The 12,544-nt window shown below is 53.5% G+C and carries 8 protein-coding genes and 3 tRNA genes; 8 read left to right on the forward strand and 3 right to left on the reverse strand.

Annotation, left to right across the window (positions count from 1 at the left end):
- Nucleotides 1-39 precede the first annotated feature (39 nt).
- From chiP to nagE, 3 genes are all read right to left on the reverse strand, one after another.
- Nucleotides 40-1,443: a chitoporin ChiP gene (gene chiP, locus HMPREF3178_RS16085; protein ID WP_004100225.1), complete on the reverse strand. Its 1,404-nt coding sequence runs from the start codon at nt 1,441-1,443 to the stop codon at nt 40-42.
- Between the two features lie 437 nt (nt 1,444-1,880).
- Nucleotides 1,881-3,548: a glutamine--tRNA ligase gene (gene glnS, locus HMPREF3178_RS16090; protein WP_017146347.1), complete on the reverse strand. Its 1,668-nt coding sequence runs from the start codon at nt 3,546-3,548 to the stop codon at nt 1,881-1,883.
- A gap of 177 nt (nt 3,549-3,725) precedes the next feature.
- Entirely contained in the window at nt 3,726-5,678 is a 1,953-nt protein-coding gene (nagE, locus tag HMPREF3178_RS16095; RefSeq protein ID WP_004100222.1) for a PTS N-acetyl glucosamine transporter subunit IIABC, read from the reverse strand.
- A 312-nt stretch (nt 5,679-5,990) separates the two neighbouring features.
- Here nagE and nagB point away from each other — a divergent pair, with 312 nt between their 5' ends.
- The 8 genes from nagB to HMPREF3178_RS16135 all read left to right on the forward strand — a co-directional run bounded on the left by nagB (nt 5,991) and on the right by HMPREF3178_RS16135 (nt 12,477).
- The gene (gene nagB, locus HMPREF3178_RS16100) at nt 5,991-6,791 is read left to right on the forward strand and encodes a glucosamine-6-phosphate deaminase (RefSeq protein ID WP_004100220.1); all 801 of its coding nucleotides are present in this window, start codon (nt 5,991-5,993) and stop codon (nt 6,789-6,791) included.
- Between the two features lie 60 nt (nt 6,792-6,851).
- A complete protein-coding gene (gene nagA, locus HMPREF3178_RS16105) occupies nt 6,852-8,000 on the forward strand; it encodes an N-acetylglucosamine-6-phosphate deacetylase (protein WP_004100218.1) in 1,149 nt (382 codons plus the stop codon).
- Nucleotides 8,001-8,007: 7 nt separating this feature from the next.
- Nucleotides 8,008-9,228 carry a DNA-binding transcriptional regulator NagC gene (gene nagC, locus HMPREF3178_RS16110; protein ID WP_004100216.1) on the forward strand — a complete coding sequence of 407 codons (1,221 nt, stop codon included), beginning with the start codon at nt 8,008-8,010 and terminating at the stop codon, nt 9,226-9,228.
- Between the two features lie 45 nt (nt 9,229-9,273).
- Nucleotides 9,274-10,026: an HAD-IIA family hydrolase gene (locus HMPREF3178_RS16115; protein ID WP_004100215.1), complete on the forward strand. Its 753-nt coding sequence runs from the start codon at nt 9,274-9,276 to the stop codon at nt 10,024-10,026.
- A 278-nt stretch (nt 10,027-10,304) separates the two neighbouring features.
- A complete protein-coding gene (asnB, locus tag HMPREF3178_RS16120) occupies nt 10,305-11,966 on the forward strand; it encodes an asparagine synthase B (protein ID WP_004100213.1) in 1,662 nt (553 codons plus the stop codon).
- Nucleotides 11,967-12,197: 231 nt separating this feature from the next.
- Nucleotides 12,198-12,274: transfer RNA gene (locus HMPREF3178_RS16125), tRNA-Met, on the forward strand.
- Nucleotides 12,275-12,282: 8 nt separating this feature from the next.
- Nucleotides 12,283-12,367 (forward strand) — tRNA-Leu (locus tag HMPREF3178_RS16130).
- A 35-nt stretch (nt 12,368-12,402) separates the two neighbouring features.
- A tRNA-Gln gene (locus HMPREF3178_RS16135) sits at nt 12,403-12,477 on the forward strand.
- Nucleotides 12,478-12,544: the final 67 nt, after the last annotated feature.

Here is a 12,544-nt window from a genome sequence, read left to right on the forward strand (position 1 = left end):
TCGGGATATTGCGGCAGGCTCACGCCCGCCGCTCAGGCATCAGAAAATGGTGAACGGTGCGATAACCATGAACTTCACGTCGCGCTCATCCTGGAAGATGTTACCGTAACCGCCGCTCCAGCTCGGGATATCGGAGTGGTTGTCGTATTGCGTAAAGTGGAGTTTGAACAGCGTGCCCTTCGCGCGCCCTTCCTGAACGGTATACATGGCGTCCAGGCTATAGGCGGACTCTTCCAGGCGTTTATCCGGGTTGTAGTAGGCATCAGGCGAGGACATTCTGCCCGGCTTCGCATCCCAGGCATAGACATAAGATGCGCCAAAGGCCCAGCCCGGCATGTTCCAGTTCTTCATGTCATACATCGCGCCGAAGAACACCGCTTTTTCACCGTTGGCGTTGAAGTCCGAGCGGTTATCCCACCAGATATCCAGACGACCGTTAGAAGAGGCGTAGGTTGGCGTCATACGCTGCAGGAAGTAGCCCTGCTGGCCGTCAGCTTTAACCCAGGTTCCTTCCAGACGCAGGTCCAGCACGTCGGCCACCTTATAGCCAAAGGTCAATGCCTGCAGCCACGCGGTGCCGTCATAAATATCGTTAGCCCCGCCGTTGCTGACTTTATCGCGGGTGCCGTAGAACTGATAGCTGGTGGTTAACGGCGTGCCTGCAACATCAAATTTATAGCTGGCTTTGGCAAAATACTGGTCGATGTAACCCTGGGCCTGACCAAATGCTGCTTCCAGCACCAGGTCGTTTTTAAAATCATATTTGGCGCCGAGAGAGTGAAGGTAATCCACCTTGGTTTTCTTATCGTTCTGGTAAAACTCATCCATCTCAATATGCCACGGCGCTTTATACTCGTTCGTCCACATATAGGAGAAACTCAGCGCGCCCGCGTCGCCATAGTCAAAATTAGCGCCGGCTTCCGCGCCCTGATAGGTGCCGGGCATAAAGCTCCAGTGCGGAGCCAGCAGCGTTTGGCCGGTTGGCTGAATATAGCCCGCGCGCGCCCACGCCGGACCAAATTTAAATTTTGCGGCAGCTTTATACAGGCTGATCCCGCTCTTATCGCCGGAATAGTCTTCGTCGTAGGTTTTATTGCGCGAGGAGAAAGCGATTTCGTTCGGGTGACCGCTCTCGCTGCTTTCGCCCATTTCGATGGCGGTAAAGGCAGCAACGTCAATGCCGAACATATCGGCGGCGTAGCCGGACTGGAAGTCGAGGTTGGCGTTCCAGGTAGAGTGCGACAGGTTAGTTTTATATTTGTCGCCGTCGGTCACATCTTTACGGTCGCGTTCACGTTGCCAGTAATAGATGCCGCCGGTTAACGTTGAATCATCAATGAACCCTTCTGCTTTTGCATCCGGCACCATTGCAAATCCTGACAAGGCTGTGACACCGGCAATAGCCAGCGCCAGCGTACTACGTTTGCCACTAAACGTACGCATATGCATATCCTCTTTGACGTTTTAAAAGTGCGGTTACCAGGGGCAACACGCAAAAAATAAAATAAAAATACTTTAAAAGTGGTGCGGTAAAAATTCGCATAACCACTGGGTATAGACTATTTTTCGTGACGCGAATTATCAATCTCTTTCGCCGACCAAAGATGAAGATTATGACAAAGCGCACATAATTTATGTCTTTTTGTTTCAGTCTTAGAAGTCACACATTTAGCGGGGGAAGTGCTTGCAAAAACTGACAAAATTAAGAGAAATGGAAGCGATTACATATTTCCAGGGGATAAAGAGAAAGGGTTAAAAATCGCGTTTATTACAATCTGTAAACAAGATTAATTCGCATCGCGAAAATATGAGATTTTAATTCTCTGATTCTGAATAAAAAAAACGCCGCTGTAAGCGGCGTTGTCCTTCTCGGCGGAGAATTACGCGCCGGCTTTTGCCCATGTATCGCGCAGACCGACGGTGCGGTTAAACACCAGATTGGTTGCGGTTGCATAGCGGCTATCCAGGCAGAAATACCCTTCGCGCTCGAACTGATACGCTTTTTCCGGCTGCGCCTGCGCCAGGCTTGGCTCGGCAAAACCCTGTTTGATAACCAGCGATTCCGGGTTCATCACCGAGAGGAAATCCTCCGCCGCGCCCGGGTTCGGTACGCTGAACAGGCGATCGTACAGACGGATTTCGACCGGCAGCGCGTGCGCCGCGCTCACCCAGTGAATCACGCCCTTCACCTTGCGACCGTCGGCCGGATCTTTGCTCAGGGTGTCGGCATCATAGGTACAGAAAATCGTGGTGATATTGCCTTCCGCATCTTTCTCCACGCGCTCCGCTTTGATGACGTAAGCATTGCGCAGGCGAACTTCTTTGCCCAGCACCAGACGCTTGTACTGCTTGTTCGCTTCCTCGCGGAAGTCGGCGCGATCGATCCAGATTTCGCCGCTGAACGGCACCTCGCGGCTGCCCATCTCCGGTTTATTGGGATGATTCGGCATAGTGACGATTTCGCTGCCGCCCTGCGGATAGTTTTCGATCACCAGCTTAACCGGGTCGATAACGGCCATGGCACGCGGAGCATTTTCGTTCAAATCTTCGCGGATGCAGGATTCCAGGGCAGCGATTTCGATAGTGTTGTCCTGCTTGGTCACGCCGATGCGTTTGCAGAACTCGCGGATAGACTCTGCGGTATAGCCGCGACGGCGCAGGCCGGAAATGGTCGGCATACGCGGGTCATCCCAGCCTTCGACGTGTTTTTCCGTCACGAGCTGATTCAACTTACGCTTGGACATCACGGTGTATTCAAGGTTGAGGCGCGAGAATTCATACTGACGCGGATGCACGGGAATGCTGATGTTATCCAGCACCCAATCGTACAGGCGGCGGTTATCCTGAAACTCGAGAGTACACAGAGAGTGGGTAATTCCTTCCAGCGCATCGCTGATGCAGTGGGTAAAGTCGTACATCGGGTAGATGCACCACTTGCTTCCGGTCTGATGGTGATCGGCAAACTTAATACGGTACAGTACCGGATCGCGCATCACGATAAACGGCGAAGCCATATCGATTTTCGCGCGCAGGCAGGCTTTACCCTCGGCAAATCCACCGCTACGCATTTTTTCAAACAGCGCCAGGTTCTCTTCCACGCTGCGATCGCGATACGGGCTATTTTTACCCGGCTCTTTCAGGGTGCCGCGGTACTCACGGATCTCATCCGCTGACAGTTCATCAACGTAGGCCAGGCCTTTATTGATTAATTCAACCGCATACTGGTGCAGCTGATCGAAATAATCGGACGAGTAGCAAACATCCCCGGACCAGTGGAAACCTAACCACTGCACGTCGTTTTTAATCGACTCAACGTATTCGATATCTTCTTTCACCGGGTTGGTGTCATCGAAACGCAGGTTGCATTGGCCCTGGTAATCCTGAGCGATACCAAAGTTCAGGCAAATAGATTTTGCGTGGCCAATGTGCAGATAGCCGTTCGGTTCCGGTGGAAAACGGGTATGAACGGTGGTGTGCTTACCAGTAGCCAGATCTTCATCAATGATCTGACGAATAAAGTTAGTCGGGCGGGCTTCTGCCTCACTCATCGTGGGTTCCTCAAAGCGTAAACAACGTATAACGGCACATGATCTTACAAGCAGGGCGTAGAGACAACTATTAGTTACGCAAAATACGTATCAGAAGGAGATTATGGGGTTGTTTGCGGTAAAAAAAAGCGGCGCAGGTTCGCTGCGCCGCCGAGGCATAAACGCCACTCAGGAGTCTTATTTGCCTTTAATTTCGTACAACGGCGTCTGGCCCGCTACAACCTTGCCGGTTGCCTGGATAACCAGCGCGCTGTAGTCGTCGCTGTTGCTGCATACGACCGGGCTAATCATCGAACGTGCGTTAGCGTTCAGGAACTCAAGATCCAGTTCCAGAATCGGCTGACCCGCTTTCACTTCCGCGCCCTCTTCCACCAGGCGTTTAAAGCCCTGGCCGTTAAGCGCAACGGTATCGATACCCATATGGACGACGATTTCCGCGCCGTTTTCCGTCTCCAGACAGAAAGCATGGTTAGTGTTGAAAATCTTCACTACGGTGCCCGCTGCCGGCGCAACAACAATCTTATCGGTCGGTTTCACCGCCACGCCGTCGCCGACGGCTTTGCTGGCGAAGGCTTCATCCGGCACCTGCTCCAGGGCCACAATGTCGCCAGTAATCGGCGAAACCAGCGCTTCGACGGTTTTCGCGTTAGCGACGGCCTGCGGTTTAGCGGCCGGAGCGGCTGCGGGCGCGCTGTTTGAAGTCGCTGCTGCTGCGGCAACCGGGCCGCGGGCAACCACTTTCTTCATTTCATCACCGACGGATTCGGCTTTCGCACCGACGATAACCTGGATGGTCTGCTTGTTCAGTTTAACCACACCGGAAGCACCGAGGCGCTTACAGGCCGCATCGTTTACCAGCGCGGAGTCCGCAACGGTCAGGCGCAGGCGGGTAATGCAGGCATCGATCGCTTTCAGGTTATCGGTACCGCCAACCGCCGCAATGTAGTTGGTCGCCAACTGGGTTAAGCCCTCTTCGGTATTGCTGTTGGCTTCTTCAGTGACCACATCATCCACTTTATCTTCACGACCCGGCGTTTTCAGATTGAACATGCGGATTACCGCGCTGAACAGCAGGAAGTAGATAACGAAGAAGACAACACCCATCACAATCAGCATCCAGACGTTCTTGCTGGCTGCCGGCAGGCTGTACATCAGAACATAGTCGATAGCGCCTGCAGAGAAAGAGAAGCCCGCATGGATACCCAGCGCCGTCGCAACGAACAGGCTGATGCCGGTCAGGATAGCGTGCAGGAGATACAGCAGCGGCGCCAGGAACATGAACAGGAATTCCAGCGGCTCAGTCACACCGGTCAGGAATGCGGTGATGGCAACCGACAGCAGCATACCGCCGACCATAGGACGACGCTCTTTAGGCGCCGCGAAGTACATCGCCAGCGCCGCGCCCGGCAGACCGAACATCATGATCGGGAAGAAGCCGGACATGAACATCCCCGCGGTGCCGTCACCGGCATAGAAGCGGTTGATATCACCGTGGAATACCGCGCCAGCAGCGTTAGTGAACTCACCAATCTGGAACCAGGCAATGGTGTTCAGCACCTGGTGCAGACCCGTCGGGATCAGCAGACGGTTGATGAAACCAAAAATACCGGAGCCGAGCGCGCCCGCGCCGACAATCCATTCACCACCAGCATGGATGGCGTTCTGCACCGGCGGCCAGACGTAGCCGAAGATGGCTGCCAGTACCAGACAGAAGAAGCCGGTTGCGATCGGCACAAAGCGTTTGCCGCCGAAGAAGCTCAGGAAGTCAGGCAGTTTGATGCCCGACCAGCGGTTATACACGGCGCCGCCGACCAGACCGGTAATGATACCTGCCAGGACGCCCATGTTGATGGCCGGGTTGATGGTGACCATCGCTTTAGTCAATACGAAGTAACCTACCGCCCCCGCCAGCGCTGCGGCACCGGCGCTGTCTTTCGACCAGCTGGATGCAACACCGATAGCGAAAATCAGCGCCAGGTTATCAAAGATTGCCCCGCCCGCCTGCGCGATAAACGAAATGTTAAGCAGATCGGGTTGCCCGAATCGCAGCAGCAGCGCCGCGACCGGCAGCACTGCGATAGGGAGCTGTAACGCCCTACCGAGTCGCTGGAAAAAACCTAAAATATTCATCTTATTCCCCCTATGAGACCCCGTTGAGGCTCATTAAAGCCACTTTATTATTGTGTAACCTGGTTAAATTTTTAACTTACCTGCAAAGTGTCTGAAAAATTAATTCGTCCCGCAAATTAAATGGCTATTTTTTGTGACAATAGTCACCAAATATCGTATTCACCTCCGCCTTTGACTGGCTAACAACGAAAACTTATTTTATCATTCAAAAAATCAACACGGATTGACCCCGGTCGGCGCAGTAACTGCAATACTCTTACTAGTATGCTGGCGCCAATCCGCCAGGTTCTAATTTAACTATTGAGGTGAACAATGAGACTGATCCCCCTGGTAACTGCTGAACAAGTCGGTAAATGGGCTGCCCGGCATATCGTTAACCGCATCAACGCGTTCAAACCGACTGCAGACCGTCCGTTTGTCCTCGGTCTGCCTACCGGCGGTACGCCTCTGACCGCTTACAAAGCGCTGGTTGAGATGCACAAAGCAGGCCAGGTTAGCTTTAAGCATGTTGTGACCTTCAACATGGATGAGTACGTTGGTCTGCCGAAAGATCACCCGGAAAGCTATCATAGCTTTATGCACCGCAACTTCTTTGATCACGTTGATATCCCGGCGGAAAATATTAATCTGCTGAATGGTAACGCGCCGGATATTGATGCAGAATGCCGTCGTTATGAAGAAAAAATTCGTTCTTACGGTAAAATCCACCTGTTTATGGGCGGCGTGGGTAACGATGGCCACATCGCTTTTAACGAACCAGCCTCTTCTCTGGCTTCACGCACGCGTATTAAAACCCTGACCCACGATACTCGCGTAGCGAACTCCCGCTTCTTCGACGGCGACGTTGATCAGGTGCCGAAGTACGCGCTGACCGTTGGCGTGGGCACCCTGCTGGATGCGGAAGAAGTGATGATTCTGGTACTGGGCCATCAGAAAGCGCTGGCGCTGCAGGCGGCGGTTGAAGGCAACGTTAACCATATGTGGACTATTACCTGTCTGCAGCTGCATCCGAAAGCCGTTGTGGTCTGCGATGAGCCGTCCACCATGGAACTAAAAGTTAAGACCCTGAAATATTTCAACGAATTAGAAGCTGAAAACATCAAAGGTCTGTAATGTAGTCTCGTCCCGCGGCTGCCCCCGCGGGACAATCATTTTTGATAACCGGGGGTCGTAATGTATGCATTAACCCAAGGCCGGATTTATACCGGTCATGAAATTCTGGATGACCATGCGATTGTTATCGCCAATGGCCTTATCGAACGTATCTGTCCTCAAACAGAGCTGCCAACCGGTATCGAACAGCGCTCGGTTGATGGTGCAATCCTTGCCCCCGGTTTTATCGACGTCCAGCTTAACGGCTGCGGCGGCGTGCAGTTTAACGACACGGCGGACGCGGTGACCGTTGAAACGCTGGAAATTATGCAGAAAGCCAATGAACGCTCCGGCTGCACCAGCTATTTGCCCACCCTGATTACCGCCAGCGATGATCTGATGAAGCAGGGCGTGCGCGTGATGCGTGAATACCTGCAAAAACATCCTCACCAGGCGCTGGGTCTGCATCTTGAAGGCCCGTGGCTGAATATTGTTAAAAAAGGCACCCACAATCCGGACTACGTACGTAAGCCGGATGCCGCGCTGGTCGATTTCCTGTGTCAAAACGCGGATGTCATCACCAAAATCACCCTGGCGCCGGAACGCGTGGAACCAGAAGTGATCCGTAAACTGGTCGCGGCAGGCATCATCGTTTCCGCCGGTCACTCCAACGCGACGCTCAAAGAGGCAAAAGTCGGCTTCCGCTCCGGCATCACTTTCGCTACCCATCTGTTTAACGCCATGCCGTATATCACCGGCCGCGAACCGGGTCTCGCCGGCGCGATTTTCGACGAGCCGGATGTCTACTGCGGTATTATCGTCGATGGTATGCACGTCGATTACGCTAACGTTCGCCTCGCTAAACGCCTGAAAGGCGATAAGTTGTGTCTCGTTACTGATGCAACGGCTCCGGCAGGCGCCAATATTGAGCAGTTCATTTTTGCTGGTAAAACAATATACTACCGGAACGGCCTGTGCGTAGATGAGAACGGTACCCTCAGCGGGTCTTCATTGACCATGATTGAAGGGGTGCGTAACCTCGTTGAGCATTGCGGCATCGCGCTGGACGAAGCGTTACGTATGGCAACGCTCTACCCTTCCCGTGCGATTGGCGTAGACAAACAGTTGGGCTGCATTGCCCCGGGGATGGTCGCTAACCTGACCGCATTTACCCGCGACTATAAAATCACCAAGACCATCGTTAATGGTAACGAGGTCGTCACTGAGTAAGTAAAGTATGACAGCAGGCGGACAGGCTCAAATTGGTAACGTCGATCTCGTAAAACAGCTGAACAGCGCGGCCGTTTATCGGCTCATCGATCAGCACGGCCCCATCTCGCGTATCCAGATTGCGGAACAAAGCCAGCTTGCCCCTGCCAGCGTAACGAAAATTACGCGTCAGCTTATTGAACGCGGGCTGATCAAAGAAGTCGATCAGCAGGCCTCCACCGGGGGCCGCCGCGCTATCTCCATCGTTGCGGAAACCCGCAGCTTCCACGCCATCGGCGTACGCCTGGGCCGCTATGACGCCACCCTGACGCTCTATGATTTGAGCAGCAAAACGCTTGAAGAAGAGCACTACCCGCTGCCGGAAAGAACCCAGGAAACCCTGGAACACGCGCTGCTAAATATCATTGCCGCCTTTATGGAGCGCTGCCAGCGTAAAATCCGCGAACTGATCGCCATCTCGGTGATCCTGCCGGGACTGGTCGATCCGGAAAGCGGCGTCATTCGCTACATGCCGCACATCCAGGTTGAAAACTGGGGTCTGGTCGAAGCGCTGGAAAAAAAGTTTAAGGTCACCTGTTTTGTCGGTCACGATATCCGTAGCCTCGCGCTGGCGGAGCACTACTTCGGTGCGAGCCACGACTGCGAAGACTCCATTCTGGTGCGCGTACACCGCGGAACCGGCGCGGGGATCATCTCCAATGGGCGGATTTTTATTGGCCGTAACGGTAACGTCGGCGAAATCGGCCATATTCAGGTCGACCCCTTAGGCGAGCGCTGCCACTGCGGTAACTTCGGTTGTCTGGAGACCGTCGCCGCCAACGCGGCAATTGAACATCGCGTTCGTCATCTGCTGGAACAGGGTTATCAGAGCAAAATCTCCCTCGATGACTGTACGATCAAAACAATCTGTAAAGCCGCGAATAAAGGCGATGCACTGGCCTGCGAGGTGATCGAGCACGTTGGCCGTCATCTGGGTAAAACTATCGCCATCGCCATTAACCTGTTTAATCCGCAAAAAGTGGTGATTGCCGGTGAGATCGTCGAAGCGGAAAAAGTGCTGTTGCCGGCTATTGAAGGCTGCATTAACACCCAGGCGCTGAAGGCATTTCGTAAAAATCTGCCGGTGGTCCGTTCTACGCTCGATCATCGTTCTGCCATCGGCGCTTTTGCTCTGGTCAAGCGCGCGATGCTTAACGGGATCCTGCTCCAGCGTTTGCTGGAAAGCTAAAGCCGCTTTATAGTTTCGCCTTTCTTTAACGATGTCGGACAGTCCATGACCATTCAAAACGTAATTTGTGATATTGACGGCGTGCTGATGCACGACAATGTGGCCGTACCGGGCGCCGCCGAATTCATCAAGCGCATTCTCGAAAAAGAGATGCCGCTGGTGATGCTGACTAACTACCCTTCGCAGACCGGCCAGGACCTGGCGAACCGCTTTGCGACCGCCGGAATTGATGTCCCTGATACTGCCTTTTATACCTCTGCGATGGCCACGGCGGATTTTCTGCGCCGTCAGGAAGGTAAAAAAGCCTATGTGGTCGGCGAAGGCGCGCTGATTCACGAACTGTACAAAGCCGGCTTTACCATCACTGACGTCAATCCTGATTTCGTTATCGTCGGTGAGACCCGCTCCTTTAACTGGGAGATGATGCATAAAGCGGCGTTTTTTGTCGCCAACGGCGCGCGCTTTATCGCCACTAACCCGGATACGCACGGCCGCGGCTACTATCCGGCCTGCGGCGCGCTGTGCGCCGGCATCGAGAAAATCTCCGGGCGTAAGCCGTTTTATGTCGGTAAACCAAGCCCGTGGATCATCCGCTCCGCGCTGAATAAAATGCAGGCGCATTCGGAACAAACGGTTATCGTCGGCGATAATCTGCGCACGGATATTCTGGCGGGCTTCCAGGCCGGTCTGGAAACTATCCTGGTGCTTTCGGGCGTTGCCACGCTCGATGATATCGACAGCATGCCGTTCCGCCCCTCATGGATTTACCCTTCCGTTGCGGAAATTGATATTTTCTGAATAAAACCACGTCTCATGACGTGGTTTTTCTCTTTTAAAGCCCCAAAAAAGCCCTTCATCTAATAAAAAAGCCTCATTATTAAATATCATTCAATGAAAGCGCTTAAAGCATGCTCTTTTTTCACTATCCAGCAATCGTCATTGCATTATTTCCTTTTCCAGCCGTAAAACCCTTGCGCCCTCCGCCCCTTTGCGGCATTTTCTTAAGCACGCACCAGGGCTTCGCAACGAGACGAAGCCTGCACAACATCAAATAAGACAGGGTAACGGAGAAGGCTATGTGTTCGATTTTTGGCGTACTGGATATTAAAACTGACGCAGGCGAGCTGCGTAAAAAGGCACTGGAACTCTCCCGCCTGATGCGCCACCGCGGCCCGGACTGGTCCGGCGTCTATGCCTGCGATAAAGCTATTCTGGCGCATGAACGCCTGTCAATCGTTGACGTGAACGCCGGCGCACAGCCGCTGTATAATGCCGCAAAAACGCACGCGCTTGCCGTCAACGGGGAAATCTACAACCATCAGGCGCTGCGCGCGGAATACGGCGATCGCTATGCCTTCCAGACCGGTTCCGACTGCGAAGTCATCCTCGCGCTGTATCAGGAAAAAGGTCCGGACTTCCTCGACGATCTGCAGGGAATGTTTGCTTTCGCGCTCTACGACAGTGAAAAAGACGCGTACCTGATTGGTCGCGACCACATCGGGATTATCCCGCTGTATATGGGCCACGACGAACACGGCAACTTCTACGTCGCTTCGGAAATGAAAGCGCTGGTACCGGTCTGCCGCACGATTAAAGAGTTCCCGGCAGGCAGCTACCTGTGGAGCAAAGATGGCGAAATTCGCCAGTACTATCAGCGCGACTGGTTCGACTATGACGCGGTGAAAGACAACGTCACGGACAAAAACGAACTGCGTCAGGCGCTGGAAGAGTCGGTGAAAAGCCACCTGATGTCCGATGTTCCGTACGGCGTACTGCTCTCCGGCGGCCTGGACTCATCGGTAATTTCCGCTATCACCAAGAAATTTGCCGCCCGCCGCGTCGAGGATCAGGAAAAATCCGAAGCCTGGTGGCCGCAGCTGCACTCTTTCGCCGTTGGGCTGGAAGGCGCCCCCGATCTGAAAGCCGCGCAGGAAGTGGCTAACCATCTGGGTACCGTGCATCACGAGATCCACTTTACGGTCCAGGAAGGGCTGGACGCGATTCGCGATGTTATCTATCACATTGAAACTTACGATGTCACCACCATCCGCGCTTCGACGCCGATGTATCTGATGTCGCGTAAAATCAAAGCGATGGGCATCAAAATGGTGCTCTCCGGCGAGGGTTCTGATGAAGTGTTCGGCGGCTATCTCTATTTCCATAAAGCGCCAAACGCCAAAGAGCTGCACGAAGAGACCGTACGCAAACTGCAGGCGCTGCACATGTTCGACTGCGCCCGTGCGAACAAGGCGATGTCCGCCTGGGGCGTTGAAGCCCGCGTGCCGTTCCTCGATAAGAAGTTCCTTGATGTGGCAATGCGTATCAACCCGCAGGATAAAATGTGCGGCAACGGTAAAATGGAAAAACATATTCTGCGCGAATGTTTTGAATCTTATCTGCCAGCAAGCGTCGCCTGGCGGCAGAAAGAGCAGTTCTCTGACGGCGTCGGTTACAGCTGGATCGACACCTTAAAAGAGGTGGCCGCTGAACAAATTTCCGATCAGCAGTTGGAAACGGCCAGCTTCCGCTTCCCGTACAACACGCCATCGTCGAAAGAAGCCTATCTGTATCGTGAGATCTTTGAAGAGCTCTTCCCGGTACCGAGCGCCGCAGAATGCGTGCCTGGCGGCCCGTCCGTCGCCTGCTCCTCCGCAAAAGCGATCGAGTGGGATGAATCTTTCAAAAAAATGAACGATCCGTCCGGACGCGCGGTGGGCGTACACCAGTCGGCCTACTAAGCCTCGTTTTTTGCCAAACGGACTCTTCGGAGTCCGTTTTTACTTTGAGCCTTATTTAAGCCGCTAAAAACGATAAATAACCAATAATTGCCGATTATTGCGCCACGCTGTTCGCAACCTAACCAAACAGTTACTTTCAGCCCATTTTCAATGAAAAAGAGGTTGACGCTTCAAAGCTCAATACGCATAATGCGCCCCGCAACGCCGATAAGGTAACGCGAAAAAAAAGATGGCTACGTAGCTCAGCTGGTTAGAGCACATCACTCATAATGATGGGGTCACAGGTTCGAATCCCGTCGTAGCCACCATCTTTTTTGCGGGAGTGGCGAAATTGGTAGACGCACCAGATTTAGGTTCTGGCGCCGCAAGGTGTGCGAGTTCAAGTCTCGCCTCCCGCACCATTTACTCGTTCGCGTTGTAAGTAAAAGTTTTTTGTTGGGGTATCGCCAAGCGGTAAGGCACCGGTTTTTGATACCGGCATTCCCTGGTTCGAATCCAGGTACCCCAGCCATATTTTCGATGTTTGCGGTTCACCGCGACGGTATTGGGGTATCGCCAAGCGGTAAGGCACCGGTTTT

Source organism: Klebsiella sp. HMSC09D12 (assembly GCF_001808475.1).
Lineage (GTDB): Bacteria > Pseudomonadota > Gammaproteobacteria > Enterobacterales > Enterobacteriaceae > Klebsiella > Klebsiella oxytoca.

Bases quoted from the DNA above. Each gene is read 5' to 3' on its own strand.
- chiP (WP_004100225.1), bottom strand. From the start codon at position 1,443: ATGCGTACGTTTAGTGGCAAACGTAGTACGCTGGCGCTGGCTATTGCC.
- glnS (WP_017146347.1), bottom strand. From the start codon at position 3,548: ATGAGTGAGGCAGAAGCCCGCCCGACTAACTTTATTCGTCAGATCATT.
- nagE (WP_004100222.1), bottom strand. From the start codon at position 5,678: ATGAATATTTTAGGTTTTTTCCAGCGACTCGGTAGGGCGTTACAGCTC.
- nagB (WP_004100220.1), top strand. From the start codon at position 5,991: ATGAGACTGATCCCCCTGGTAACTGCTGAACAAGTCGGTAAATGGGCT.
- nagA (WP_004100218.1), top strand. From the start codon at position 6,852: ATGTATGCATTAACCCAAGGCCGGATTTATACCGGTCATGAAATTCTG.
- nagC (WP_004100216.1), top strand. From the start codon at position 8,008: ATGACAGCAGGCGGACAGGCTCAAATTGGTAACGTCGATCTCGTAAAA.
- HMPREF3178_RS16115 (WP_004100215.1), top strand. From the start codon at position 9,274: ATGACCATTCAAAACGTAATTTGTGATATTGACGGCGTGCTGATGCAC.
- asnB (WP_004100213.1), top strand. From the start codon at position 10,305: ATGTGTTCGATTTTTGGCGTACTGGATATTAAAACTGACGCAGGCGAG.